General features: G+C 45.2%; 38 protein-coding genes. 2 read left to right on the top strand and 36 right to left on the bottom strand.

Annotation, left to right across the window (positions count from 1 at the left end; genetic code table 11):
- Window positions 1-2 precede the first annotated feature (2 nt).
- On the bottom strand, window positions 3-974 hold the full coding sequence (locus LEUMU_RS0121955) for an AAA family ATPase (RefSeq protein WP_022954453.1): 972 nt from the start codon (window positions 972-974) through the stop codon (window positions 3-5).
- A 107-nt stretch (window positions 975-1,081) separates the two neighbouring features.
- Between LEUMU_RS0121955 and LEUMU_RS0121950 the strand changes: the two genes are divergently transcribed.
- Together LEUMU_RS0121950 and LEUMU_RS0121945 are read left to right on the top strand one after the other, a co-directional pair.
- Entirely contained in the window at window positions 1,082-1,396 is a 315-nt protein-coding gene (locus tag LEUMU_RS0121950) for a BolA family protein (RefSeq protein ID WP_022954452.1), read from the top strand.
- A gap of 80 nt (window positions 1,397-1,476) precedes the next feature.
- Window positions 1,477-2,367, top strand: a complete 891-nt coding sequence (locus LEUMU_RS0121945) for a recombination-associated protein RdgC (RefSeq protein ID WP_022954451.1) — start codon at window positions 1,477-1,479, stop codon at window positions 2,365-2,367.
- Window positions 2,368-2,535: 168 nt separating this feature from the next.
- Here the strand turns inward: LEUMU_RS0121945 and bioB are convergent, their stop codons facing one another.
- The 35 genes from bioB to rpoC form a co-directional block, all read right to left on the bottom strand.
- Window positions 2,536-3,498, bottom strand: a complete 963-nt coding sequence (gene bioB / locus LEUMU_RS0121940; protein WP_022954450.1) for a biotin synthase BioB — start codon at window positions 3,496-3,498, stop codon at window positions 2,536-2,538.
- Window positions 3,495-3,878: a hypothetical protein gene (locus tag LEUMU_RS0121935; RefSeq protein ID WP_022954449.1), complete on the bottom strand. Its 384-nt coding sequence runs from the start codon at window positions 3,876-3,878 to the stop codon at window positions 3,495-3,497. Before LEUMU_RS0121935 ends, bioB begins: the two co-directional genes overlap by 4 nt.
- A gap of 130 nt (window positions 3,879-4,008) precedes the next feature.
- A complete protein-coding gene (gene rplQ, locus LEUMU_RS0121930; protein WP_022954448.1) occupies window positions 4,009-4,386 on the bottom strand; it encodes a 50S ribosomal protein L17 in 378 nt (125 codons plus the stop codon).
- Between the two features lie 45 nt (window positions 4,387-4,431).
- Window positions 4,432-5,415, bottom strand: a complete 984-nt coding sequence (locus LEUMU_RS0121925) for a DNA-directed RNA polymerase subunit alpha (protein ID WP_026745026.1) — start codon at window positions 5,413-5,415, stop codon at window positions 4,432-4,434.
- 50 nt (window positions 5,416-5,465) lie between these two features.
- The gene (gene rpsD, locus LEUMU_RS0121920; RefSeq protein ID WP_022954446.1) at window positions 5,466-6,086 is read right to left on the bottom strand and encodes a 30S ribosomal protein S4; all 621 of its coding nucleotides are present in this window, start codon (window positions 6,084-6,086) and stop codon (window positions 5,466-5,468) included.
- Window positions 6,087-6,109: 23 nt separating this feature from the next.
- Entirely contained in the window at window positions 6,110-6,496 is a 387-nt protein-coding gene (gene rpsK, locus LEUMU_RS0121915; protein ID WP_022954445.1) for a 30S ribosomal protein S11, read from the bottom strand.
- Window positions 6,497-6,516: 20 nt separating this feature from the next.
- On the bottom strand, window positions 6,517-6,873 hold the full coding sequence (gene rpsM, locus LEUMU_RS0121910; protein ID WP_022954444.1) for a 30S ribosomal protein S13: 357 nt from the start codon (window positions 6,871-6,873) through the stop codon (window positions 6,517-6,519).
- Window positions 6,874-7,007: 134 nt separating this feature from the next.
- Window positions 7,008-7,121 carry a 50S ribosomal protein L36 gene (rpmJ, locus tag LEUMU_RS28665; protein ID WP_084708161.1) on the bottom strand — a complete coding sequence of 38 codons (114 nt, stop codon included), beginning with the start codon at window positions 7,119-7,121 and terminating at the stop codon, window positions 7,008-7,010.
- 25 nt (window positions 7,122-7,146) lie between these two features.
- Window positions 7,147-8,478 carry a preprotein translocase subunit SecY gene (gene secY, locus LEUMU_RS0121905; RefSeq protein ID WP_022954443.1) on the bottom strand — a complete coding sequence of 444 codons (1,332 nt, stop codon included), beginning with the start codon at window positions 8,476-8,478 and terminating at the stop codon, window positions 7,147-7,149.
- 39 nt (window positions 8,479-8,517) lie between these two features.
- Window positions 8,518-8,952: a 50S ribosomal protein L15 gene (gene rplO / locus LEUMU_RS0121900; RefSeq protein WP_022954442.1), complete on the bottom strand. Its 435-nt coding sequence runs from the start codon at window positions 8,950-8,952 to the stop codon at window positions 8,518-8,520.
- A 2-nt stretch (window positions 8,953-8,954) separates the two neighbouring features.
- Window positions 8,955-9,143 carry a 50S ribosomal protein L30 gene (gene rpmD, locus LEUMU_RS0121895; RefSeq protein WP_022954441.1) on the bottom strand — a complete coding sequence of 63 codons (189 nt, stop codon included), beginning with the start codon at window positions 9,141-9,143 and terminating at the stop codon, window positions 8,955-8,957.
- Between the two features lie 4 nt (window positions 9,144-9,147).
- Complete coding sequence (rpsE, locus tag LEUMU_RS0121890) at window positions 9,148-9,657, bottom strand: 30S ribosomal protein S5 (RefSeq protein WP_022954440.1); 510 nt, start codon at window positions 9,655-9,657, stop codon at window positions 9,148-9,150.
- An 11-nt stretch (window positions 9,658-9,668) separates the two neighbouring features.
- The gene (gene rplR, locus LEUMU_RS0121885; RefSeq protein ID WP_022954439.1) at window positions 9,669-10,022 is read right to left on the bottom strand and encodes a 50S ribosomal protein L18; all 354 of its coding nucleotides are present in this window, start codon (window positions 10,020-10,022) and stop codon (window positions 9,669-9,671) included.
- 12 nt (window positions 10,023-10,034) lie between these two features.
- The gene (rplF, locus tag LEUMU_RS0121880; protein ID WP_022954438.1) at window positions 10,035-10,571 is read right to left on the bottom strand and encodes a 50S ribosomal protein L6; all 537 of its coding nucleotides are present in this window, start codon (window positions 10,569-10,571) and stop codon (window positions 10,035-10,037) included.
- A gap of 14 nt (window positions 10,572-10,585) precedes the next feature.
- Complete coding sequence (rpsH, locus tag LEUMU_RS0121875) at window positions 10,586-10,981, bottom strand: 30S ribosomal protein S8 (RefSeq protein ID WP_022954437.1); 396 nt, start codon at window positions 10,979-10,981, stop codon at window positions 10,586-10,588.
- Window positions 10,982-10,993: 12 nt separating this feature from the next.
- A complete protein-coding gene (gene rpsN, locus LEUMU_RS0121870; RefSeq protein WP_022954436.1) occupies window positions 10,994-11,299 on the bottom strand; it encodes a 30S ribosomal protein S14 in 306 nt (101 codons plus the stop codon).
- A gap of 13 nt (window positions 11,300-11,312) precedes the next feature.
- Window positions 11,313-11,852: a 50S ribosomal protein L5 gene (rplE, locus tag LEUMU_RS0121865; RefSeq protein WP_022954435.1), complete on the bottom strand. Its 540-nt coding sequence runs from the start codon at window positions 11,850-11,852 to the stop codon at window positions 11,313-11,315.
- A gap of 10 nt (window positions 11,853-11,862) precedes the next feature.
- On the bottom strand, window positions 11,863-12,180 hold the full coding sequence (gene rplX / locus LEUMU_RS0121860; protein ID WP_022954434.1) for a 50S ribosomal protein L24: 318 nt from the start codon (window positions 12,178-12,180) through the stop codon (window positions 11,863-11,865).
- A gap of 11 nt (window positions 12,181-12,191) precedes the next feature.
- Window positions 12,192-12,560, bottom strand: a complete 369-nt coding sequence (rplN, locus tag LEUMU_RS0121855) for a 50S ribosomal protein L14 (RefSeq protein WP_022954433.1) — start codon at window positions 12,558-12,560, stop codon at window positions 12,192-12,194.
- 43 nt (window positions 12,561-12,603) lie between these two features.
- Window positions 12,604-12,879: a 30S ribosomal protein S17 gene (rpsQ, locus tag LEUMU_RS0121850; RefSeq protein ID WP_022954432.1), complete on the bottom strand. Its 276-nt coding sequence runs from the start codon at window positions 12,877-12,879 to the stop codon at window positions 12,604-12,606.
- A gap of 2 nt (window positions 12,880-12,881) precedes the next feature.
- A complete protein-coding gene (gene rpmC / locus LEUMU_RS0121845) occupies window positions 12,882-13,079 on the bottom strand; it encodes a 50S ribosomal protein L29 (RefSeq protein WP_022954431.1) in 198 nt (65 codons plus the stop codon).
- Window positions 13,079-13,492 carry a 50S ribosomal protein L16 gene (gene rplP / locus LEUMU_RS0121840; RefSeq protein ID WP_022954430.1) on the bottom strand — a complete coding sequence of 138 codons (414 nt, stop codon included), beginning with the start codon at window positions 13,490-13,492 and terminating at the stop codon, window positions 13,079-13,081. The genes rpmC and rplP overlap by 1 nt, the downstream gene beginning before the upstream one ends.
- A 14-nt stretch (window positions 13,493-13,506) precedes the next feature.
- A complete protein-coding gene (rpsC, locus tag LEUMU_RS0121835; protein ID WP_022954429.1) occupies window positions 13,507-14,193 on the bottom strand; it encodes a 30S ribosomal protein S3 in 687 nt (228 codons plus the stop codon).
- A gap of 4 nt (window positions 14,194-14,197) precedes the next feature.
- Window positions 14,198-14,536 carry a 50S ribosomal protein L22 gene (gene rplV / locus LEUMU_RS0121830; protein ID WP_022954428.1) on the bottom strand — a complete coding sequence of 113 codons (339 nt, stop codon included), beginning with the start codon at window positions 14,534-14,536 and terminating at the stop codon, window positions 14,198-14,200.
- Window positions 14,537-14,553: 17 nt separating this feature from the next.
- Window positions 14,554-14,826, bottom strand: a complete 273-nt coding sequence (rpsS, locus tag LEUMU_RS0121825) for a 30S ribosomal protein S19 (RefSeq protein WP_022954427.1) — start codon at window positions 14,824-14,826, stop codon at window positions 14,554-14,556.
- 5 nt (window positions 14,827-14,831) lie between these two features.
- The gene (gene rplB, locus LEUMU_RS0121820) at window positions 14,832-15,659 is read right to left on the bottom strand and encodes a 50S ribosomal protein L2 (RefSeq protein WP_022954426.1); all 828 of its coding nucleotides are present in this window, start codon (window positions 15,657-15,659) and stop codon (window positions 14,832-14,834) included.
- Window positions 15,660-15,670: 11 nt separating this feature from the next.
- Window positions 15,671-15,964: a 50S ribosomal protein L23 gene (rplW, locus tag LEUMU_RS0121815; RefSeq protein ID WP_022954425.1), complete on the bottom strand. Its 294-nt coding sequence runs from the start codon at window positions 15,962-15,964 to the stop codon at window positions 15,671-15,673.
- On the bottom strand, window positions 15,961-16,563 hold the full coding sequence (gene rplD / locus LEUMU_RS0121810; RefSeq protein WP_022954424.1) for a 50S ribosomal protein L4: 603 nt from the start codon (window positions 16,561-16,563) through the stop codon (window positions 15,961-15,963). Before rplD ends, rplW begins: the two co-directional genes overlap by 4 nt.
- A 5-nt stretch (window positions 16,564-16,568) precedes the next feature.
- Entirely contained in the window at window positions 16,569-17,198 is a 630-nt protein-coding gene (gene rplC, locus LEUMU_RS0121805) for a 50S ribosomal protein L3 (RefSeq protein WP_022954423.1), read from the bottom strand.
- 215 nt (window positions 17,199-17,413) lie between these two features.
- A complete protein-coding gene (gene rpsJ / locus LEUMU_RS0121800; RefSeq protein WP_022954422.1) occupies window positions 17,414-17,725 on the bottom strand; it encodes a 30S ribosomal protein S10 in 312 nt (103 codons plus the stop codon).
- A gap of 5 nt (window positions 17,726-17,730) precedes the next feature.
- Window positions 17,731-18,915: an elongation factor Tu gene (tuf, locus tag LEUMU_RS0121795; RefSeq protein WP_022954410.1), complete on the bottom strand. Its 1,185-nt coding sequence runs from the start codon at window positions 18,913-18,915 to the stop codon at window positions 17,731-17,733.
- A 2-nt stretch (window positions 18,916-18,917) separates the two neighbouring features.
- Window positions 18,918-21,017 carry an elongation factor G gene (gene fusA, locus LEUMU_RS0121790; RefSeq protein WP_026745024.1) on the bottom strand — a complete coding sequence of 700 codons (2,100 nt, stop codon included), beginning with the start codon at window positions 21,015-21,017 and terminating at the stop codon, window positions 18,918-18,920.
- 31 nt (window positions 21,018-21,048) lie between these two features.
- On the bottom strand, window positions 21,049-21,519 hold the full coding sequence (gene rpsG, locus LEUMU_RS0121785; protein ID WP_022954420.1) for a 30S ribosomal protein S7: 471 nt from the start codon (window positions 21,517-21,519) through the stop codon (window positions 21,049-21,051).
- A 31-nt stretch (window positions 21,520-21,550) separates the two neighbouring features.
- The gene (gene rpsL, locus LEUMU_RS0121780) at window positions 21,551-21,925 is read right to left on the bottom strand and encodes a 30S ribosomal protein S12 (RefSeq protein WP_022954419.1); all 375 of its coding nucleotides are present in this window, start codon (window positions 21,923-21,925) and stop codon (window positions 21,551-21,553) included.
- A 206-nt stretch (window positions 21,926-22,131) separates the two neighbouring features.
- On the bottom strand, window positions 22,132-26,367 hold the full coding sequence (gene rpoC, locus LEUMU_RS0121775; RefSeq protein WP_022954418.1) for a DNA-directed RNA polymerase subunit beta': 4,236 nt from the start codon (window positions 26,365-26,367) through the stop codon (window positions 22,132-22,134).
- Between the last annotated feature and the right edge of the window lie 76 nt (window positions 26,368-26,443).

The raw sequence follows: 26,443 nt of genomic DNA, 5'->3' as shown, positions 1-26,443 counted from the left end.
AATCAGGGCACTGCAACCAAACTTAGCAGCGTGTCGATTACCTGATCGCTGGTTTGTCCGGCAGCTTCGCCTTCAAAAGTTAGCAAAATACGGTGACGCAATACATCGTGTGCGATTGCTTGCACATCATCCGGCCCGACGTAATCACGGCCTTGGAGCCATGCATGCGCTCTGGCACAACGATCCAGAGCCATCGTGGCGCGTGGGCTTGCACCAAAGGCAATCACACCCGTCAATGCATCGCCATAAGCTTCTGGTTGACGCGTCGCCATAACCAGTTGTAGCAAATACTGTTCAACACTGTCAGCCATATACATCTGCATAACTTGCTGGCGTGCAGCCAAAATATCATCTTTACTGAGCTGAATTGCGGGCTCAGTCACTTCGTGCTTGATCTGCTGCAAGGCTTCAGCACGGTTTAGATGGAGAATCTGCTGCTCAGCTTCGAGGCTTGGATATCCCACTTTCACATGCATTAAGAAGCGGTCGAGCTGTGCTTCTGGCAGATGATAGGTACCCTCTTGCTCGATTGGGTTTTGCGTCGCCATTACCATAAACGGTTCAGACAAAGGATACGTAGTACCTGCAACAGTGATCTGACGTTCGGCCATAGCCTCTAACAACGCTGACTGAACTTTAGCGGGTGCACGGTTAATCTCATCGGCTAAAACTAAGTTATGAAATAACGGCCCTTTGCGAAATTGAAACTCGCCAGTTTGCGGCTGGAATATTTCAGTACCGGTAATATCGGCAGGTAGTAAATCGGGTGTAAATTGAACACGATGGAAGTCACCTTCAACCGCCTGACTCAACACTTGGATGGCTCGTGTTTTAGCCAAGCCCGGCGCACCCTCAACCAATAAATGGCCATCCGCCAACATTGCAATCAGCAGTCGGTTAACCAACTCACTTTGCCCGATTATTTTTCCACTGATATATTGCTGAAGCTTGTCAAATTGTTGTTTCTGCTGCATTCTGACTTTCCGATTTCGTTATTTATTGTCATTAGGTTGCCTGCTTAGCATGGTAGCAGATCTTACTGATTTCAAGGTACTTTCACATCGTTAAGGATTCTTAATTCATGACCATTCAATCAATTATTGAGCAAAAACTCGAAGAGACTTTCCAGCCCGAGTTTCTCGATGTTATCAATGAAAGCTATATGCATAATGTGCCTGCGGGCTCCGAGTCTCACTTCAAAGTTACCGTGGTATCTGAGGCCTTTGCTGGCAAGATGCTACTGGCTCGTCATCGCTTAATTAACAAGACATTGAGTGAGGAATTAAACAGCATCCACGCTCTAGCCATTCACACAATGACACCTGAAGAATATTTTGCAAAATCAGGTAAAGTCCCAGACTCTCCAGAGTGCCTTGGTGGCGGCAAAAGCAATTAAGATTGTGGCTTAACTTTGTACAACATTAGTATTTGGTGCATAATCGCGCCTCGATTTCCCAGCTAAGTGATAAAAATTATATGTGGTTTAAAAATCTATATCTCTATCAGTTCGAAAAGGACTTCACCCTCGATGCAGAAGCACTCCACGAGGAACTAAGCGGAAAACCATTTACAGAGTGCTCCGCCATGCAGCGCGAAAGTATGGGCTGGGTACCGCCACTGGGCAAAAACTCAGAGTCATATACACATTCGGCTAATGGCTTCATTCTGCTAACGATGGCACGCCAAGAGCGTTTGTTACCAGCGTCTGTCGTTCGTGAAGAGCTTGATGAGCGAGTGATCGAGATTCAGGATCGCGAGAGTCGCAAAGTCGGCTCGAAAGAAAAGAAAGAGCTTCGTGAGCGTATCGAAGATGAATTACTGCCAAGAGCATTTACCCGCACTCAAAAAATGGATGCCTGGATTGATCCTGCTGGTGGCTGGTTGGTAATTAATACGTCTTCGCCATCTCGCGCTGAGACCTTTAGTACGCTACTGCGTAAGACGATTGGTAGCCTGCCTGTTGTTCCGCCTAAGACTGAAGCAGTTAGCCCATGCCTGACTCAATGGTTATCAGATTACAAAGCACCTGAGCCATTTGTGATCGGCGATGAGTGCGAGCTAAAAGGCAGCGGTGATAATACTGGCGTAGCAGCATTTAAGAAACATGAGCTTGGAACGGATGACGTTAAGACTAACTTGGAAAGCGGCAAATATGTTTCCAAGCTAGCACTGATTTGGGACAACAAAGTGAGCTTTGTGGTTGGCGAAGATATGGTCGTTAAAAAGCTGAAGTTTCTTGATGTGCTAGATGAGAAAATGAACGAGCAAGATCCACAGTCTCATGAAGAGCGAATGGACATTGAGTTTACGCTAATGACTGGCGAGTTATCGCAGATGATTCCAGATTTAGTTAAGCAGTTCACTTAAAATTTGTTTATAACTTTCTTATAAGCAAAGGCTCACCATTACTGAAAACCACTGCTCGCGGAGTTGTCACTGCTACTTTCGAGGTTTATAAGCTAGGTTTTTAGGAGTGTTGGGCACAAAAAAGGGAATCATTACGATTCCCTTTTTTATTTGCCCTTACGATTTAGCTTAAGCAGAAACTCTAGCCTTCTCAGGCTCAATTCCCAACTTGCCAAATAGAACCTGATCGTGATTCTCATCTGGATTATCAGTCGTCAATAAACGGTCGCCATAGAACATTGAATTGGCACCAGCGAAGAAACATAGAGCCTGAGTCTGCTCATTCATCTCAGTACGACCCGCTGACAAGCGTACATAGGACTTTGGCATCATGATACGAGCAACCGCCACTGTGCGAATAAACTCGAAAGCATCCAGCTTATCAATACCATCTAAAGGCGTACCTTTAACTTGAACTAAGTCATTGATAGGCACTGATTCAGGGTGCTGTGGCAAGTTAGATAACTGCTGCAGTAAACGCGCGCGGTCACGACGGGTTTCACCCATTCCTAAGATACCACCAGAACACACGTTAATACCTGCATCACGAACAAACTGTAAGGTATCGATACGATCCTGATAAGTACGGGTAGTGATAACACTGCCGTAGAACTCTGGAGAGGTATCAAGATTGTGATTGTAGTAGTCAAGGCCAGCATCTTTAAGGCGCTTAGCCTGCTCTTGCTTAAGCATACCTAGCGTTACACACGTCTCAAGACCCATACCACGCACTTCAGTAACCATATCGATTACTTTATCCAGACTTTTATCCGTCGGGTTACGCCATGCAGCACCCATACAAAAACGGGTTGCGCCATTGGCTTTAGCTTCAGCAGCCGCTGACTTAACAGCTTCAAGCTCAAGCAAGCGCTCCTTCTCAAGACCAGTGTCGTTAATCGCGCTCTGTGAGCAATACGAACAATCTTCCGGACAAGCACCGGTTTTGATACTCAACAAGGTACTAATTTGTACTTCATTTGGTTGGAAGTTTTCACGATGCAACTGATGTGCACGAAATATCAGATCGTTAAACGGCAGATCAAATAATTCTTCAACTTCTTCGACGGTCCAATTATTGCGCAATTCGTTCATGATTTACCTTTGTATTCAATATCTTCCCAGGACTCCCGATTGATCTGACGAATCAACAGGACGGACAATGTTATCAGAACTACGCCACAAATAGCCCATAGATAGAGCCAATAATTCTTTAAAAATCCACTCGGAGCGAATGTAAGAATAGGAACTAGTGATCCGGCTATAGCATAGTAATAATAAGCCGCTCTTTGCGTATAGAAACCGACACGAGGATTGGGATGGTGCCGTAGTATCGCATAGACAATAATTGATGCGCCAAACCACAGCACAAACAAGGGTGGAAACAACGCTGCGATGATGTTTCCGTAACTAAAAGCGCGAGCCGATTTTCTGGAGCTTTCAGCGGGTTCTACCTTAACCAGATCGGTATCCATGACCTTTATCCTGCAAATTGTTAACACTAATAATTCACAAAGTATGACACAGTTAAAATACAAACGACTTAATAATGGGCATAAAAAAAGCCGAGATAAACTCAGCTTTTTTTATAACTTGTAACAAGAATCAGGCAGATGCTGTGTCTTGTGGGCGATCAACAAACTCAATGTAAGCCATTGGAGCGTTGTCACCAGCACGGTAGCCACACTTGATGATACGCATGTAACCACCCGCTCTTTCTTTGTAACGAGGACCTAGGTCATTGAACAACATACCTACAGTCACATCATCACGTAGACGAGCAAAAGCGATACGACGGTTATGAACACTGTCACTCTTAGAGCGAGTAACTAGAGGCTCAACAACACGACGCAATTCTTTAGCTTTAGCAACAGTAGTCTTGATACCACCGTGAAGAATCACAGCGTTAGACAAACTCTGCAGTGTCGCTTTACGATGACTGCTGTTACGGCTTAATTGACGACCAATTTTACGATGACGCATTTTCTACATCCTTACCTAAATTCTAATCTTCGCCAGATGGCAAAATTACTTATCGATGGCTGATGGCGGCCAGCTTTCCAATCTTGCACCAAGTGTAAGACCGTGTGACGCCAATACATCTTTAATCTCAGTCAAAGACTTCTTACCAAGGTTCGGTGTCTTCAACAGCTCATTTTCAGTTTTCTGTACCAGATCACCGATATAGTAAACCTGTTCTGCCTTCAAGCAGTTTGCGGAGCGTACTGTTAACTCTAAATCATCAACAGGTCTCAACAAAACAGGATCAACTTCAGGCTCTGGCTCTGAAATTGGCTCTGGCTCAACAATAGTCAGATCGAAGAATACAGCTAGCTGCTCATGTAGGATCGTCGCTGCACGACTAATCGCTTCCTGAGGACCAACAGAACCATCAGTTTCCAACTCAATGATCAGCTTATCCATATCAGTACGCTGCTCAACACGTGCACTATCCACGGTATAAGCTACGCGAACAACTGGGCTAAAACTTGCATCAAGCAGCAATGTTCCTAACGGCAATTCTTCAGCATCAGGACCACGTCTAACACTGGCAGGCTGATAACCACGACCACGAGCAATAGTAATGCTCATATCGAGTTCAACATCAGATGTCAGTGTTGCAATCACGTGATCAGGATCAATCAATTCAACGTCATGATCCAAACGAATATCTGCGGCAGTTACTAACCCTGGACCCTGCTTACGCAGATCCAGAGTTACACTGTCTTTTTCATTCAGACGAACAGCAAGGCCTTTAAGATTCAACAGAATCTCAACAACATCTTCCTTAACGCCTTCAATTGCCGTGTACTCATGATCGACGCCATTAATTCTAACGTCAGTTACGGCACAACCCGAAATTGATGAGAGAAGTATTCTACGTAGAGCATTTCCAAGCGTGTGACCGAAGCCTCGCTCAAGTGGCTCCAATACGATCTTGGATGTCCGGCCATTGACTTCGCTAACCTGTATATTACGAGGTTTTAGCAAATCTGTTGCAGTAGACACTATAACAATCCCTCTAAAATTAACTAAATAATATAACTGAACGAATCAGAAGATTACTTAGAGTAAAGTTCAACGATGAGAGACTCATTAATCTCTTGTGATAATTCATCACGTTCTGGAACAGACTTAAAAGTACCTTCCAGTTTCTTTGAGTCAACTTCAACCCAAGCAGCAAGACCTAACTGATCAGCTACAGACATAGCATCAACAATACGAGTTTGCTTCTTCGCTTTTTCACGAACAGAAACAACATCACCTGCTTTAACTTGGAAAGATGGAATGTTAACCAAAGAACCGTTAACCATTACAGACTTATGACTTACTAACTGACGTGCTTCTGCACGAGTAGAAGCATAACCCATACGGTATACAACGTTATCTAAGCGACACTCAAGCAACTTAAGAAGGTTTTCGCCGGTAGAACCTTTTCTACGAGCAGCTTCTTTAAAGTAGCTACGGAATTGCTTTTCAAGAATTCCATATGTACGTCTGACTTTTTGCTTCTCACGAAGCTGCAGTCCATAGTCAGATAAACGACTACGACGCTCAGCATGTACACCTGGGATCTTATCCAGTTTACATTTGTTATCCAAAGAACGACCACGTCCCTTCAGGAACAAATCTGTTCCTTCACGACGCATTAACTTACACTTAGCTCCAATATATCTAGCCATGACCTATCTCCTGTATATTGCGGCTAAACGCGACGTTTCTTTGGCGGACGGCAACCATTGTGTGGAATCGGCGTCACATCCATAATTTGAGTAATCTTGTAACCAATGTTATTCAAGGCGCGGACAGCTGATTCACGACCAGGACCAGGACCTTTAACCATTACGTCAAGATTTTTCAAACCGTATTCTTTAGCTGCTTCACCAGCACGCTCTGCAGCAACCTGCGCAGCGAACGGTGTGCTTTTACGTGAACCACGGAAACCAGAGCCACCGGCAGTAGCCCATGATAATGTATTACCTTGGCGATCCGTAATTGTAATAATCGTGTTATTAAAAGACGCATGCACGTGAGCGATACCATCGCTCACTGACTTTTTGACTTTTTTACGCGCTTTAGTGGCTTTAGCCATGTTTCAATTCCTATCGTCTGTTACTTGCGAATCGGCTTGCGAGGGCCTTTACGCGTACGTGCATTCGTTTTGGTCCGCTGTCCACGTAGTGGTAAACCACGACGATGGCGTATACCGCGATAACAACCAAGATCCATTAAACGCTTAATGCTCATGGATACTTCACGACGCAGATCACCCTCTACCGTGTATTTAGCGATCTCTGTACGAAGACTTTCAACTTCTTCTTCAGTCAGGTCGCGAATTTTGGTAGTAGTAGCAACATTAGCTGCTGCACAGATGTCCTGCGAACGCGAACGACCAATCCCATATATTGCGGTCAAAGCGATCACAACGTGTTTGTTAACAGGGATATTAATACCCGCTATTCGAGCCATGAACCTATCTCCAGGCAGTCGTGAAAGGCGGGCAAATATACCCTATTCACTGACGTTAATCAATACAACTTGGGAAAACATTTTGAATATTATTCATATCCAAAAGTTTTCCCAAAAAATCGTCTTACGGGATATTACCCTTGACGTTGCTTATGTCTTGGATCTGTACAAATGATTCTCACAACACCTTTGCGCTTTACAACGCTGCAGTTGCGACACATTTTTTTCACCGAAGCACGTACCTTCATTACTTAATCCTCTAACAGAATACTATCAACTGGTCCGCGGCTTATTCTTGCCACCAGCTTTAAAGTTTGCTTTTTTCATCAGGCCTTCATACTGCTGAGACATCATATGTCCCTGCACTTGAGCCAAGAAATCCATTACAACAACTACAATAATCAACAGCGATGTACCACCAAAGTAAAATGGCACTTTCCAACCGTAGATCAAAAACTCAGGCAACAAACATACTAAGGTAATGTAAATCGCACCAACCGCTGTTAGTCGCGTCATCACACCATCAATATATTTAGCTGTTTCGCGCCCAGGTCTAATACCTGGAATAAACGCGCCTGCTTTCTTCAAATTGTCTGCTGTCTCACGTGAGTTAAAGACCAGTGCTGTATAGAAGAAAGTAAAGAATATGATCGCTAATGCATAAAACAAAATATACAAAGGCTGACCAGGTTGTAACTTATTAACCGCTGACTGCAACCACTCCATTCCTTCGCCGCTAGCAAACCACGATCCCAAAGTTGATGGGAACAGGATAATGCTTGATGCGAAAATTGGAGGTATTACACCTGCCATATTCAGCTTTAGTGGTAAATGGCTGGATTGACCCATTGCCATCTTCCTACCTTGTTGACGATTCGCATAGTTGACCGTAATACGACGCTGCGCTCGTTCAACAAAAACCACAAAAGCTGTCACCAGTACTGCCATTGCGAGCAAGATTATAACGAACTCTGGACGAAGCTCACCATTACGAGCTAATTCCAACGTTCCACCGATCGCAGTTGGCAAGCCGGCAACTATACCAGCAAATATGATCAAAGAGATACCATTACCGATACCACGTTCAGTAATTTGCTCACCAAGCCACATTAGAAACAAAGTTCCTGTAACGAGAGAGATCACTGTGGTGATAACAAAGCCTGTACCAGGGTACAGGGCAATGGTTTGTCCGCCACCTAGATCTTGACCACCCAAGGCGATGGCAATACCAAAGCTTTGAAATAATGCTAGACCAACAGTACCGTAACGAGTGTATTGGGTAATCTTACGCTTACCTGCTTCACCCTCTTTCTTTAATTGCTCTAGCGACGGCACAACTGTTGTCATCAATTGCACGATAATAGAGGCCGAAATGTACGGCATAATACCCAATGCAAAGATACTCAAACGCTGTAACGCACCACCAGAAAACATGTTGAAAACACCTAAAATGGTTCCGGTGTTTTGATCAAAAAATTGTTGCAGAGCAGCTGGGTTAACCCCTGGAATTGGAATAAAAGTACCAATTCTGTAAACTATTAGAGCGAAAAAAACAAAGAGTAATCTTTGTTTTATTTCAGCTGATTTACCCATGCCACCGAGCATACTTGTAGGATTCTGACGTGCCACAGAGTTTATCTCCGGTTATGCTTCGACTTTGCCTCCGGCGGCTTCAATGGCAGACTGAGCGCCCTTGGTAGCACCGATGCCTTTCAATGTCACAGATTTGGATAACTCTCCAGACAAAATGACTTTGGCAAAACGAATATTTTTACTAATAATATTAGCGGCTTTAAGTGCATCTAAATCGATTACTTCAGAATCAAGCAATGCAAGTTCACTTAAACGAATCTCTGCGGTTACGCGAGATTTACGTGATGTAAAGCCAAGCTTCGGAAGTCTGCGTTGCAAAGGCATCTGACCACCTTCGAAACCTGACTTATGGAAACCACCTGAACGTGACTTCTGACCTTTATGACCACGGCCAGCTGTTTTACCCAGACCAGAACCAATACCACGACCAACGCGCTTGCGATCGGTAGTACTTCCATCTGCTGGCTTCAGCGTATTAAGTCTCATTATTAAACTTCCTCAACTTTAACCATGTAGGAGATCTTATTGATCATTCCACGGTTTTCACGAGTATCAGTGACGATAACTGAATTGTGTATCTTGCGAATACCCAATCCGTACGCACAGCTCTGGTGTGACTTCAGGCGGCCAATCAAACTTTTAACCAGAGTCACCTTCAAAGATTTTTCAGCTGACATGACCTTAACCTCTAATCTCTTCTACGGTTTTACCGCGCTTAGCAGCAATCATCTCAGGAGAGTTCATATCACCCAGGCCCTTGATAGTTGCACGCACGACGTTGATTGGGTTACGTGAGCCAATACACTTAGCCAATACGTTTTTAACACCAACAACTTCAAATACTGCACGCATAGCACCACCAGCAATGATACCGGTACCTTCAGAAGCAGGCTTCATGAAGACGTGTGCTGCACCGTGCTTAGCTTCCATTGAGTACTGCAGAGTTCCATCAGTTAACGGAACAGTAACCATGCTCTTGCGAGCCTTTTCCATTGCTTTTTGGATAGCGACAGGCACTTCACGTGCTTTACCATATCCAAAACCAATACGACCGTTACCATCACCAACAACTGTCAACGCTGTAAAACCAAATACACGACCACCCTTTACCACCTTGGCAACACGGTTTACGTGAATTAACTTTTCCTGCAAACCATCTGCAGCTACATCTGTATTTTCTGTCTTCGCCATTCAGGTCACCCTTAGAACTGAAGTCCCGCTTCACGCGCAGCATCAGCTAACGCCTTAATACGGCCATGATATTTAAAACCTGAGCGATCGAATGCAACAGATTCAACGCCTTTCTCTTTAGCACGCTCAGCTACTAATTTGCCAACAGCCATTGCTGCTTCCGAGTTACCGGTATATGACAATTCAGTACGCAGGCTGCTTTCAACAGTTGAAGCGCTAGCAAGCACTTCATTTGTTTCAGCTGAAATAACCTGAGCATAAATATGCTGAGAAGAACGGTGCACAGTGAGACGGTCTACACGCAACTCACGCATCTTACTACGACTACGTTTACCGCGACGGATACGAGCGATTTTCTTATTCATCACTAACCTACCTTACTTCTTTTTCGCTTCTTTGCGAAGAATTCGTTCACCGGCATACTTAACACCTTTACCTTTGTAAGGCTCTGGTGGGCGGTAAGCGCGGATGTTAGCAGCAACCTGACCAAGCATTTGCTTGTCAACACCACGAAGGATGATTTCTGTCTGACTTGGCAGTTCAGCTGATACGCCTTCAGGAAGCTCGTGTAACACTGGATGTGAGAAACCTAGTGAAAGACTGATTGCATTGCCTTTTAGCTGTGCACGGTAACCAACACCAACCAGCTCAAGCTTACGCTCAAAACCCTGGCTAACACCTTGTACCATGTTATTAACTAAAGAACGCATTGTTCCGCACATAGACCAAGCAGAATCATTACAGCCATCATTCGGCTCGAAACTTACTTTGCCTTCGCTTTCAGAGATCTTCACAGTGTTGTGAATTTTATAATCAAAGGAGCCTTTAGCTCCTTTAATACCAACGTTCTGGCCATCAATACTCAATTGAACACCGGCTGGAAGAACGACTGGATTTTTTGCAATTCTTGACATGATTCGTAGCCTATTTATTCAACTGTACAGATCACTTCGCCACCGAAGCCAGCTGCTCTAGCCGCGCTATCGCTCATCACACCTTTAGAAGTTGAAACGATAGCAACACCAAGTCCACCAAGGACCTGAGGAATATCATTCTTACCTTTAAAGATACGAAGACCCGGACGACTTACACGTTGGATCTTGCTAATTACTGGCTTATCCTGGTAGTACTTAAGGTCAACTGTAGTAACCGGCTTACCGTTTACTTCGCCAAACTTATATTCACCAACATAACCTTCACTAACTAAGACATTCAGCACTGAGCTCTTCAACTTAGAAGTTGGAAAAGATACTGTGCTTTTGTTTGCCCGTTGTCCGTTACGGATACGAGTCAACATATCTGCAATTGGATCACTCATACTCATAATTCGTATTCCTTACCAGCTAGCTTTTGATAAGCCTGGAACATCACCGCGCATTGCTGCTTCTCTAAGCATAATGCGAGATAAACCAAACTTACGATAAACACCATGTGGACGGCCAGTCAGTGCACAACGATTACGTTGACGTGCTGGACTGCTGTTTCTTGGTAGCTTCTGCAAACTATCAACTGCCGCCATCACTTCTTCAAAGCTGCTGCTTGGCTTACTGATTATTGCTTTAAGTTGTGCGCGCTTAGCTGCGTACTTTTCAACTAAACGAGTGCGTTTAGCTTCACGTGCAACCATCGATTTCTTTGCCATTCCTGAATAACCTCTATTTCTTGAACGGAAATTTGAAAGCGTCTAGTAAAGCTTTACCTTCAGCATTCGTCTTAGCCGTAGTTACAATCGCAATATCTAATCCACGGATCGCATCGATTTTATCATAATCGATCTCCGGGAAAATGATTTGCTCACTGAAACCCATATTGTAGTTACCACGACCATCAAAGGAACGAGGATTCAAACCACGGAAGTCACGCACACGTGGGATGGAAACTGTGATCAGGCGATCCAGGAACTCGTACATTTTTTCTCTACGTAGAGTAACCATGCAACCGATCGGCCAGTTGTCACGAATCTTAAATCCAGCGATAGACTTACGAGACATAGTTACTACTGGCTTTTGGCCAGAAATAAGAGCCATGTCTTCAACGGCACGTTCGATAATCTTCTTATCGCCAACGGCCTCACCTAAACCCATGTTCAAAGTAATGTGCGAAAGTCTAGGAACTTCCATGACATTTTTACAAGCGAGAGTCTCTGCTAATTGCTTAACCATAGTCTCTTTGTAATAATCTTCTAATCTTGCCATTATGAATACCTTACGCGCCTACTACTTCGCCGTTAGACTTAAAAAAGCGTACTTTTTTGCCGTCTTCCAGAACTTTAAAACCAACACGGTCGCCCTTACCAGTGGCTGGATTAACCAGCATCACATTAGAAATATCAACAGGCATATCTTTACTTACGATACCACCGGCAACACCTGCATTAGGGTTACCTTTTTGATGCTTCTTGGCAGTATTCACGCCTTGAACCAAAACTTTTCCGTTTTCGAGGATCTGTGTAATTGTGCTGCGGCGACCTTTGTCTTTACCGCTGATTACAACAATCTCGTCACCTTTTCTTAACTTATTCATGACCAATAACCTTACAAAACTTCAGGAGCGAGAGAAATAATCTTCATGAAGTTCTTAGCTCTAAGCTCACGTGTCACAGGGCCGAAAATACGAGTCCCCATTGGTTCATTCTTAGAGTTAAGTAAAACCGCAGAGTTATTATCAAAACGGATTAAGGAGCCATCGCCACGTCTGACACCGCTCGCAGTACGAACAACAACAGCGTTATAGACATCACCTTTCTTCACTTTTCCACGCGGAATTGCTTCCTGAATACTTACTTTGATGATGTCCCCAATCGCGGCGTAACGACGGTGAGAACCACCAAGTACTTTAATGCACTTGACTCTTCTGGCTCCACTATTGTCTGCCACTTGTAGAACAGTTTGCATCTGAATCATGATTAAATTCCGACTTCAGCTTTAATTCAAAATTGACTAGCGCTTAGTCAGCGCTGCCAACAACCTTTACCAAAGACCAGCATTTGGTCTTTGAAAATGGGCGACATTCTCTAAATGTAACGTTGTCGCCTACTTTGCATTCGTTATTCTCGTCATGCACATGGTACTTTGTTGAGCGACGAATGTACTTACCGTAAATTGGGTGACGTACTTTACGCTCAGTCATGACAGTGATGGTTTTGTCCATCTTGTCACTAATGACCACACCTTGCATTGAGTGTGCAACTTTAACGCTAGCTGCCTGTGTCTCTTCGCTCATTTTTACTTACCTGTAGACTGCATTTCTGCAAGAATTGTTTTAATTCTTGCAATTTTACGCCGTGCATTTTTCATATCTGATGGACGAGCCAGCTGACCTGTTGCACGCTGCATACGTAAAGCAAACTGCTCTTTCAATGTACCAAGAAGCTCTTCATTCAGCTCTTCAGCACTTTTACTACGAAGTTCACTAGCTTTCATCACATCACCTGCCGTGTAACAAATACAGTTTTTACCGGAAGTTTAGCGGCAGCCAAAGCGAAAGCTTCTCTGGCTAACTCTTCGGAAACACCTTCCATCTCATATAACATACGGCCTGGCTGAATCTGGCAAACCCAGTATTCAACGTTACCCTTACCTTTACCCATACGCACTTCAAGAGGCTTACTAGTAATTGGCTTATCAGGGAAAACACGTATCCAAATTTTACCACCACGTTTAATGTGACGAGTCATTGCACGACGTGCAGACTCAATCTGGCGAGCCGTTAATCTACCACGATCAACAGATTTCAAACCAAACTCACCGAAGCTTACGCTACTACCAGTAACGGCCAAGCCACGGTTACGTCCTTTAAACTGCTTACGAAATTTCGTTCTTTTAGGCTGTAACATCTCGAACCTCTATTCTACTTTTTCTTGCCGTTTTTCTGGCTAGAACTGGCTTGCTTCTGCTCGAGATCAAAAACCTCGCCTTTATAAATCCAAACCTTAATACCAATCACACCATAGGTAGTGTTGGCTCTGGAAATGGCGTAATCGATATCTGCACGCAAGGTATGAAGTGGAACACGTCCCTCTCTGTACCATTCAGTACGAGCAATTTCTGCACCGTTAAGACGACCTGAAACCATTATCTTGATTCCAAGTGCGCCAAGACGCATAGCATTACTAACTGCTCGCTTCATAGCACGGCGGAACATAATACGACGTTCCAGCTGATTTGCAATACTTTCTGCAACTAATTTTGCATCAAGCTCTGGCTTGCGAATCTCTTCGATATTTAACTTTACGTTATTTGGATGGATCTGCATCAATTTAGCAGCTTCCTGACGTAAACGTTCAATATCTGCACCTTTCTGTCCAATTACAACACCAGGACGAGCCGTGTGAATTGTAATGAATGCAGACTTTGCAGGACGCTCAATTTGGATGCGACTTACAGATGCATTTGACAACTTCTTCTCGAGGAAGCTGCGAACTTCAAGATCCTTGTGCAGGAAACGTGAATATTCTTTACCTTCTGCGTACCACTTAGAACGCCAGTCAGTAGAAATACCAAGACGAATACCTGTTGGATTAACTTTTTGACCCATTACATTAAACCCCTGTATCGCCAACGACTAGCGTAATATGACTAGTACGTTTAAGAATTCTGTCAGCACGGCCTTTAGCACGTGGCATGATGCGCTTCATTGTCGGACCTTGGTCAACATAAACCTTAGTAATTGACAACTCATCGATATCTGCGCCTTCATTGTGCTCGGCATTGGCAATTGCAGAATTCAAAATTTTCTTAAGTATCGCAGCGCCTTTTTTTGGGCTAAACGCTAATAACTCTAGCGCTTGCTCAACGGGCATTCCGCGAACCTGGTCGGCCACCAGTCGACATTTTTGAGGTGAGATCCGTGCGAATCGTAAACTTGCTGATACTTCCATCACATAATACCCATCAATTACCTTGCCTTTTTATCGGCAACATGACCACGGAATAGGCGCGTTGGGGAGAACTCACCCAATTTATGCCCGACCATATTCTCGTTAATCAAGACTGGCACATGCTGACGACCATTATGCACTGCAATAGTCAAACCGACCATTTCAGGCAAAATCATAGAGCGTCTAGACCATGTCTTAACTGGCTTACGGTCGTTATTCTTAACCGCTGTAAGCACTTTGTTCATCAAATGATGATCAACAAATGGACCTTTTTTTAAAGAACGTGGCACGTCAATTACCTCTTATTTCTGCGACGTACGATTAACTTATCCGTACTTTTGTTCTTGCGAGTCTTGAAGCCCTTAGTAGGAGTTCCCCAAGGCGATACAGGATGACGACCACCTGATGTTTTACCTTCACCACCACCATGTGGATGGTCGATCGGGTTCATGGCAACACCACGTACAGTCGGGCGAACACCCATGTGACGCTTTGCGCCAGCCTTACCAAGCTTCTTCAGACCGTGCTCTTGATTACCAACTTCGCCAATTGTTGCGCGACAAGCAGCTAACACTTTACGCATCTCACCTGAACGAAGACGAATAGTCGCATAACGACCATCGCGAGCAACTAACTGTGCTGAAGTACCGGCACTGCGAGCAATCTGAGCACCTTTACCAGGCTTCATTTCGATACAGTGAACAACAGTACCAACTGGCATAGAAGCCAACTGCATTGCGTTTCCTGCAGAAATAACCGCTGAATCACCAGACACTACAGTAGCACCTGCTGAAATACCTTTAGGAGCAATAATGTAACGACGCTCACCGTCCGCATATTTCAACAAAGCGATGTTAGCAGTACGATTTGGATCATATTCCAAACGCTCTACTACCGCAGAAACACCATCTTTATTACGCTTAAAGTCAATGATGCGATAGTGTTGTTTATGACCACCACCAACATGACGAACAGTAATACGACCGTTATTATTACGACCACCATTACGGCTCTGACTTTCGAGCAAACCTTTAAAAGGCTTACCCTTATGTAACTCATTATTTACAACTCGTACCTGATGACGGCGACCAGGAGAAGTTGGATTCATCTTTACCAATGCCATAACTTAACTCCTTACTCAGCAGCCAGATCGATACTTTGGCCATCAGCTAGCTTAACGTAGGCTTTTTTCCAATCCTTACGTTTACCAGTGCGCTTGCCAAAATTCTTTTTCTTTCCTTTCACCGATACGGTGCGAACTTCTGAAACCTGAACTTCGAACAACTGCTCGATAGCTTTTTTGATTTCTAACTTATTCGCATCTACTGCAACTTTAAAAGCTTGCATGTTCGATACTTCAGAAATATTTACTGTTTTTTCAGTAACGTGCGGCCCGAAGACCACCTGATAAATTCTTTCCTGGTTCACGCTAACCACTCCTGAACTTTGCTAACCGCTGCAGCAGTCATCACGACTTTCTCGTGAGCAACCAAGCTAACTGGGTTAACCGCCGTCACACTCAACGCTTCACAATGTGGAATGTTGCGAATGGACAGGTATACATTCATATCATCAGTATCTGTAACAACTAATACGTCATTACAACCTAAGTCATTCAAACGACTAATCATCGCTTGCGTCTTAGGAGCATCCATAGTGAACTCATCCACTACGATCAAACGATCCTGACGAACCAACTCAGAGAAAATAGAACGCATTGCTGCGCGGTACATTTTCTTATTGAGTTTTTTAGAGAAGTCACGAGGTTTTGCGGCAAATGTAACACCACCCGCACGCCAGATTGGGCTACGAGTAGTACCTGCACGAGCGCGACCAGTACCTTTTTGACGCCATGGCTTTATGCCACCACCGCTCACTTCTGAACGGGTTTTTTGTGCCTTAGTCCCAGAGCGACCGCCAGCCATATAGGTGACTACCGCTTGGTGAACCAGTGTTTCATTGAAGTCTTTGGCAAAAACTGCCTCATCGACTTGCAACGTCCCACCATTGGTGATTTGTAATTCCATCTTAATTAACCCTTAATTGCTGGCTTAATGACGATATTAGAGCCGCGTGCACCTGGCACTGCGCCCTTAACAAGCAGCAAGTTTCTTTCTGCATCTACACGCACAACCTGAAGGTTTTGCGTAGTATGGTTAACAGATCCCATATGTCCGGACATTTTCTTGCCCTTAAATACACGACCTGGTGTTTGGTTTTGACCGATCGAACCTGGTGTACGATGGTTGATTGAGTTACCGTGTGTTGCATCTTTACCAGCAAAGTTCCAGCGCTTTAAAACACCAGCAAAACCCTTACCTTTAGACACACCACTAACATCAACCATTTGACCTGCTTCAAACACTTCTAATGTAATGCTTGAACCAACTTCAAAGTCAGCACTGTCAGTGCGGATCTCGCGACAAACCGAACCAGCTTCCACATTAGCTTTCGCCAAGTGACCAGCCAGTGCTTTGTTTACGCGTGACGCTTTTTTCGTACCAGCTACTAACTGAACAGCACTATAACCATCAGTTTCTACTGTCTTAACCTGGGATACGCGGTTTGGCGTAACTTCAAGTACCGTTACCGGAGTAGCTGTACCATCTTCATTAAATATGCGAGTCATCCCAACTTTCTGACCCAGCAGACTGATTGCCATGTGGCACCTCTCTTAAAAAAAAGCTCAAAAGAGCTATTTTCTAAACTAATTTTTGTCGGAAAAAATTGGCCCGACCAAAGGTCGAGCCAAGAAAGCGGTGAATTATGCCAGAACAGCGCCCATTAATAAACAATAAAATTCATCTTTTTGTAACAATGAAAACTTCCAGTGCTACTAATGATTTATTACTTACAAAACGCCGATTCTTACATTGATCAATTCAACTTAATTTGAACGTCTACACCAGCTGCAAGATCAAGCTTCATCAACGCGTCAACTGTTCTTTCAGTTGGATCAACAATATCCATCAAACGCTTGTGCGTGCGAATCTCGTATTGATCACGTGCATCTTTATTAACGTGCGGCGAAGTCAAAATAGTAAAACGTTCTTTACGAGTTGGCAGAGGGATAGGGCCTTTTACACGAGCACCTGTCCGCTTTGCTGTTTCAACAATTTCGCTTGCAGAACGGTCGATCAACTTGTGATCAAATGCTTTTAAACGAATACGGATTCTTTGATTAGACATAATTCTTACTCAATAACCTTAGCTACAACGCCCGCACCAACTGTACGGCCACCCTCACGAATCGCGAAACGCAATCCGTCATCCATCGCAATCGGATTAATCAGGGTAACAACCATCTTAATGTTGTCGCCCGGCATAACCATTTCAACACCTTCCGGCAATTCACACGCACCCGTTACATCGGTAGTACGGAAGTAGAACTGTGGACGGTAGTTACTAAAGAAAGGTGTATGACGACCACCCTCTTCTTTAGACAGAACATAAACTTCTGCTTCAAATTTTGTGTGCGGGTTGATTGATTTAGGCTTACATAACACCTGACCACGCTCAACATCGTCACGCTTAGTACCACGCAACAACACACCGACGTTATCGCCCGCTTCACCGCGGTTCAATAACTTACGGAACATCTCAACACCAGTACAAGTTGTCTTCTGAGTATCGCGAATACCAACGATCTCCAACTCATCACCGACGTTAACGATTCCGCGCTCAATACGACCAGTAACAACCGTACCACGACCAGAGATCGAGAATACATCTTCTACTGGCATCAGGAATGCACCATCAACCGCTCGCTCTGGCAAAGGAATGTAGTCATCCATCGCCTGAACCAACTCAGCTACTTTATCAGCGTAGGCTGCGTCACCCTCAAGAGCTTTCAGTGCTGAACCCGTAATGATTGGCGTGTCATCGCCTGGGAACTCATACATATCAAGAAGCTCACGCACTTCCATCTCAACAAGTTCCAGCAATTCCTCATCATCAACCATATCGGCTTTATTCAGGAATACCAAAATATATGGAACACCAACCTGACGTGACAACAAAATGTGCTCACGAGTTTGTGGCATTGGGCCATCAGCAGCAGATACTACCAAGATAGCACCATCCATTTGAGCCGCACCAGTGATCATGTTCTTAACATAATCGGCGTGACCCGGGCAATCTACGTGTGCGTAGTGACGAGTCGCAGACTCATATTCAACGTGAGACGTTGAAATAGTGATACCACGTGCCTTTTCTTCAGGCGCGTTATCGATTTCGTCGAATGCCTTAACAGCACCACCCATCTTCTCTGCCATGACCTTAGTCAGTGCTGCGGTCAGCGTGGTTTTACCATGGTCAACGTGACCAATTGTGCCGACGTTAACGTGCGGCTTCGAACGTACAAAAGTTTCTTTAGACATGACTAAACACCTATTCTCATGACCGCATTAGCAACACTCTTTGATGCCTCAGCGTATTTTGCAAACTCCATAGAGTAGCTAGCGCGCCCCTGAGTCGCCGAACGTAACGCCGTAGCGTATCCGAACATCTCACTCAAGGGTACTTCAGCACGAACAATCCGACCAGATGGCGAATCATCCATACCCTGAACAATACCACGACGTCGATTGAGATCTCCCATCACATCACCTAAGTGCTCTTCCGGGGTTACAATTTCAACTTTCATCAACGGCTCTAGCAATACAGGACTTGCCTGCATCACACCCTCTCTGACACCAATTGAACCAGCCACCTTAAAGGCCAACTCATTGGAATCCACATCGTGAAAAGAACCATCATACAGGGTTACCTTAATATCCACACAGGGATAACCAGCTAACACTCCATTTTCAAGCTGTTCTTTTACACCTTTATCAACTGCTGGAATGAATTCCTTAGGAATTACACCACCTTCAATTGCATTTACAAATTCATAACCTGCGCCCTCAGCAAGCGGCTCAAGCTTTAGCCATACGTGACCGTACTGCCCTTTACCACCGCTTTGGCGAATGAACTTACCCTCAGCTTTAACGGTATCGCGAATACATTCACGGTACGACACCTGAGGCTCACCGACTTTCGCACTCACGCCGAACTCACGCTTCATACGATCTACGATAATATCAAGGTGAAGCTCACCCATTCCTGAGATTATCACCTGAGCCGTTTCAGGGTCAGTTCTAACACGGAATGATGGGTCTTCTTGTGCAAGCTTACTTAGCGCAACGGCCATCTTATCTTGATCGCCTTGTGTGCGCGCCTCAACAGCTACTGATATAACCGGCTCGGGAAACTCCATTAACTCCAGAGTTACTACATCATTGAGATCACTTAAAGTATCCCCGGTAATAACATCTTTCAAACCAACAGCCGCGGCAATATCTCCAGCACGCACTTCTTTAATCTCTTCACGAGAATTAGAGTGCATCTGAAGAATTCTGCCGATTCTTTCGCGCTTACCTTTGCGAGGATTAAAAATAACATCGCCAGCCTTTAACACACCCGAATAAACACGGAAGAAGCATAAGGATCCCACAAATGGGTCAGTGGCGATCTTGAACGCTAGAGCAGCAAACGGCTCATCATCATTAGCGTGGCGCTGTACGCCACTAGACTCGCCAGACTCATCAAAGCCCTCAATAGCAGGAACATCCTCAGGCGAAGGCAGATAATGAACTACGCTATCCAGTACGAGCTGAACACCCTTATTCTTGAATGCAGAACCACACAACACTGGGACAATTTCTCCAGCAATAGTACGCACTCTCAAACCGGCATGAACTTGCTTTTCAGTAAGCTCTCCCTCTTCGAGGTAAGCCTCCATCAACTCATCACTAGATTCAGCGGCAGACTCAACTAGCTTTTCACGCCATTCGGCAGCAGTAGACAGCAGATCTTCCGGAATTGACTCTTCCTGATAAGTAAGTCCCATATCGGACTCACTCCAGTAGATAGCTTTCATTCGGATCAGATCTACAACACCACTAAAATTATCTTCAGCTCCAACCGGAATTTGCAGCGGCACTGGATTTGCGCCCAAACGTTTGCGAAGCTGAGCAACCACACGCAAGAAATCAGCGCCAGAACGATCCATCTTATTGACGAATGCTATTCTCGGCACTTTATACTTGTCAGCTTGACGCCACACTGTTTCAGACTGCGGCTCAACACCACCGACTGCACAGAATACGGCAACTGCACCGTCGAGCACCCGCAAGGAGCGCTCAACTTCAATTGTAAAGTCAACGTGACCAGGCGTATCAATAATATTAATACGGTGCTGCTCAAGCTGCTTGTCTACACCACTCCAGAAACATGTAGTTGCTGCAGAGGTTATAGTTATCCCACGCTCCTGCTCTTGCTCCATCCAATCCATGGTGGCCGCACCATCGTGCACCTCACCAATCTTGTGAGAAACCCCTGTATAAAACAGAATACGTTCAGTCGTTGTCGTTTTACCGGCATCGATATGAGCCATGATACCGACATTACGGTATCGTGCTATTGGAGTCTCTCTGGACAAAGCTTGCAGATTCCTGTGATTACTATTCCGCTTACCAGCGGAAGTGAGCGAACGCTTTGTTAGCTTCAGCCATGCGATGCGTATCTTCACGCTTCTTAACAGCACTACCGCGCTTCTCAGATGCATCCATCAACTCGCCAGCTAACTTAAGAGCCATTGACTTCTCGCCACGACGACGCGCAGCATCAACCAACCAGCGCATAGCCAGAGCGTTTTGACGTGATGAACGAACTTCAACAGGAACTTGATACGTAGCACCACCAACACGACGAGATTTAACCTCAACCGATGGGCGAACGTTATCTAGTGCAGTTTCCAGAACCTCAACACCCTCTCCGCCTTTCTTAGCAGAGATAGCGCTTAATGCACCGTATACAACACTTTCAGCAATAGACTTTTTACCATCTTTCATAATGGTATTTACGAATTTCGCCAGCAATTCACTTCCGAATTTCGGATCTGGCAAAATAATACGTTTGGGGACTTCTCTTCTTCTAGGCATGATCTATCTCACTTGCGATTAATTGGTTCAATTAGCTCTTAGGACGCTTAGTACCATACTTGGAACGTGCTTGCTTACGCTTTTGCACACCCTGTGTATCCAGACTACCGCGGACGACGTGATAACGTACACCTGGTAAATCCTTAACACGACCGCCACGAATCAGAACAACTGAGTGCTCCTGAAGATTGTGCCCTTCACCACCGATGTAGCTACTAACTTCAAACCCATTAGTCAAACGAACACGCGCAACTTTACGCAGTGCTGAGTTAGGCTTTTTAGGTGTTGTGGTATAAACACGTGTACATACACCGCGCTTTTGAGGACATGCCTCTAGCGCAGGAACGTTGCTTTTTTCCAGCTTACGTGCACGTGGTTTACGAACCAACTGGTTAATCGTTGCCATTGAAAAAACTTCTCCTAATATCCAAGGAACTTTGTCTCAATAGCAAAGCCCCTACAAGTACAACCGACTTTTAATAAGCCCGTTGAAGGCGCGAAATTCTATGCTTCATCCTTGACAGTGTCAAGTAAGAAGCATAGAAAATTGGAGTTTTTCACTCCTGCGCCGGTTAAATTACAATGACCGGTAAATTATCGACTTACCGATCTTTACTCATCAATCTCGATTGAAGGAACATCAATCTCTATCGCATCCGACGAAGACTCTACACCAAAGCTCACTGCAGGCGTTGCTGCACGACTCAAGCTATCCATAGAGTAACCACCCTGCCCTTTTCTTTTACGACGAGCAATGTGATGCGCCAAACCTGTTCCCGCAGGAATCAGACGACCCACGATTACGTTTTCTTTCAGTCCACGTAAATCATCAGCCGCACCACGCACCGAGGCCTCAGTAAGAACACGGGTTGTTTCCTGGAACGACGCTGCCGAGATAAAGGAATCAGTAACCAAAGACGCCTTAGTAATACCCAGCAACAAACGATCAAATGTAGATACCAAACGCCCATCAGCTTCTAATCGCTCGTTCTCTTCTTTAACAGCCGTATAATCCAACTGTTCACCCTTAAGGAACGGGCTATCTCCGGACCCGGTGACCAGCACTTTACGCATCATCTGGCGTGCAATAATCTCAATGTGCTTATCATTGATCCGTACACCCTGCAGACGGTAAACTTCTTGGATTTCTTTAACCAAGTATTCAGCCAGACGCGCAGGACCCAACAGACGGAGAATATCGTGGGAGCTTGGTTCGCCAGACGCGATCATCTCCCCCTTCTCTACCTTAGCACCCTCAAACACGTCAAGGTTACGCCACTTTGGAATCAACACCTCGTAGCCTTCACCATCATCAGCTGTCAGCATCAAACGCTTCTTACCCTTAGTCTCCTTACCCCAAGCTACTGTACCCGAGATTTCAGCAAGGATCGCTGCATTCTTCGGCTTACGCGCTTCAAATAAGTCAGCTACCCGAGGCAAACCACCGGTGATATCACGAGTCTTTGACGACTCCTGTGGCAGACGAGCAATAACGTCACCAACCTGTACCATCGCATGATTTGACAAACCGATGATCGCACCACCAGCCATTGGATACTGAACCGGAATTCGTGAGTTTTCGAAGAACATGCTTTCGCCATTCGAATCCAACAAACGAACCATTGGGTTAAGATCTTTAGCACCGGCACCACGACTACCTGGGTCGGTTACAACCGTCGAGCTCAAACCAGTCATCTCATCGATCTGAGTATTGATTGTGGCGCCGTCGACAAAGTCAACGAAGTCCAACTGACCCGCTACTTCAGATACGATTGGGTGTGTATGGGGATCCCAGTTAGCAACAACCTGACCACGGGTAACATCATCACCCTCAGCCACGGTAATTACCGCACCGTAAACCACCTTATAACGCTCTCTCTCACGACCGTTATCATCTTCGACACTCAACTCGCCTGAACGGGATACCGCCACCAAGTTGCCGTCTTTATTGATAACCGTTTTAACGTTAGTCAAACGAATCTTACCGGTCGACTTAACCGTGATATTACTCTCTGCTGCCGAACGACTTGCCGCACCACCGATGTGGAACGTACGCATTGTCAACTGAGTACCTGGCTCACCGATAGACTGAGCAGCTACAACACCGACTGCCTCACCTTGATTAACCAAGTGACCGCGACCAAGGTCACGACCGTAACACATGGCACACACACCATGATCAGCCTCACAAGTGATTGCAGAGCGAACGATAACCTCATCCACACCTAAATCATCAAGACGACTCGTCCAGTCCTCATCAAGCAATGTGCCTGCAGGAATAACCAGTTCTTCTTTTGAGTTCAGCACGTCGATAGCCGTTACACGACCCAACACACGCTGACCTAAAGGCTCAACAACATCACCACCGTCGATGATTGGCTTCATCATCAAACCGTTAGACGTTTGACAATCAACACTTGTTACAACCATATCCTGAGCAACGTCAACCAAACGACGCGTCAGGTAACCCGAGTTAGCCGTCTTCAGTGCCGTATCTGCCAGACCTTTACGAGCTCCGTGAGTCGAGATAAAGTACTGTAATACGTTCAGACCTTCACGGAAGTTCGAGGTGATCGGCGTCTCGATGATTGAGCCATCCGGCTTAGCCATCAAACCACGCATACCAGCAAGCTGACGAATCTGCGCAGCAGAACCACGAGCTCCTGAGTCGGCCATCATGTAAACGGAGTTGAAAGAGTCCTGCTCTTCTTCTTCACCCTTCGCATTGATTACAGTCTCTTTACCAAGACCGTCCATCATCGCCTTAGCGACTTGTTCATTGGTACGAGCCCAGATATCAACAACTTTGTTGTATCGCTCACCCTGTGTTACCAGACCAGATGCGTATTGATCCTGAATCTCTTTAACATCTTCCTCAGCACGCGCCAAAATAGTCGCTTTTGCTGCTGGAATTTCCATGTCATTTGCACAGAAAGACATACCTGCACGGGTCGCATAGCGATAACCGGTATACATCAACTGATCGGCAAAAATTACCGTCTCTTTCAAACCAACCGAACGATATGCTTCGTTAACCAGATTTGAAATAGACTTTTTCTTAAGTACGCGATTCAACAATTCAAAAGGCATACCTTTAGGCAATACAACCTTCAGAATCGCACGACCAACCGTTGTATCAACAATGTGCGTCTTGTAAACGATCTCGCCATTCTCATCAATAAATGAATCATTAATGCGCACCTTCACCTTTGCGTGAAGTGATGCCTGACCAGTTTCGTATGCGCGCTGCGCTTCTTCAGTCGACGCAAACACCATACCTTCACCTTTGGCATTAATGCTTTCACGACTCATGTAGTACAGACCCAGTACGATATCCTGAGAAGGCACAATGATCGGCTCACCGTTTGCTGGTGACAACACGTTATTCGTTGCCATCATCAGTACACGGGCTTCCATCTGAGCTTCTAGTGACAACGGTACGTGTACCGCCATTTGGTCACCATCAAAGTCAGCGTTGAATGCAGTACAAACCAATGGGTGCAACTGAATTGCCTTACCCTCGATCAGAACTGGCTCAAATGCCTGAATACCCAAACGGTGCAACGTTGGTGCACGGTTAAGCATAACCGGATGCTCACGAATGATATCCGCAAGAATATCCCAAACTTCCGCCGTCTCACGCTCAACTAATTTCTTAGCCGCTTTAACTGTTGTTGCCAAACCTAAACGCTGCAACTTACCAAAAATGAATGGCTTAAATAATTCAAGCGCCATCTTCTTCGGCAAACCACACTGGTGCAAACGCAGGGTAGGACCAACTACGATTACAGAACGTCCAGAGTAATCAACACGCTTACCTAGCAAGTTTTGACGGAAACGACCTTGCTTACCTTTGATCATGTCAGCCAAGGACTTCAATGGGCGACGGTTAGATCCGGTAATAGCACGACCGCGACGACCGTTATCCAATAACGCATCCACCGACTCTTGCAACATACGCTTTTCGTTACGTACGATAATATCCGGCGCATTCAAGTCTAGAAGACGACGCAGACGGTTATTACGGTTGATAACACGGCGATACAAGTCATTCAAATCAGAGGTCGCAAAACGACCACCATCCAGTGGTACCAACGGACGCAAATCAGGCGGCAATACTGGAAGGATTGTCAGAATCATCCACTCAGGACTGTTCTCTGACTCAAGGAAGGACTCCATTAATTTTAGACGCTTACCTAAACGCTTCAGCTTAGTCTCTGAATTGGTTGAGGCAGCCTCTTCACGCATTTGCGCGATAGACTCTTTCAGATCAAGTGACTTCAGCATTTGCAGAACAGCTTCTGCACCCATGCCAGCATCAAACTCTTCACCGAACTCTTCTACAGCTTCCAGATACGCTTCATCACTTAAAAGCTGACCACGCTCAAGCGTCGTCATACCTGGATCTACGACGACAAATGCTTCAAAATATAACACGCGCTCAATATCACGCAGCGTCATATCAAGGAATAAACCGATACGTGATGGTAGAGACTTCAAGAACCAAATATGCGCAACCGGACATGCCAGTTCGATATGACCCATACGGTCACGACGGACTTTAGTCTGCGTGACTTCAACGCCACACTTCTCACAAACTACACCACGATGCTTCAGGCGTTTGTACTTACCACAAAGGCACTCATAATCTTTAACCGGACCAAAGATTTTGGCACAGAACAAACCATCACGCTCAGGCTTGAACGTACGGTAGTTAATTGTTTCTGGCTTTTTTACTTCACCGTATGACCAAGAGCGGATAATTTGAGGAGAAGCCAGACCAATACGAATTCTGTCGAACTCTTCTGCTTCTTTCTCTTGTTTAAAGATATTTAATAAATCTTTCATATTAATCGCCTTATATTCTGCTTCTACACTGCTGCTACGCAACTATCTGCGGCGAAGCATTTAGCTTCGCCGCAAT

Source organism: Leucothrix mucor DSM 2157 (genome assembly GCF_000419525.1).
GTDB classification, from domain to species: Bacteria; Pseudomonadota; Gammaproteobacteria; order Thiotrichales; family Thiotrichaceae; genus Leucothrix; species Leucothrix mucor.
The sequence above is the reverse complement of the archived record's forward strand: the minus strand, read 5'-3'. Positions and strand labels throughout refer to the sequence as shown.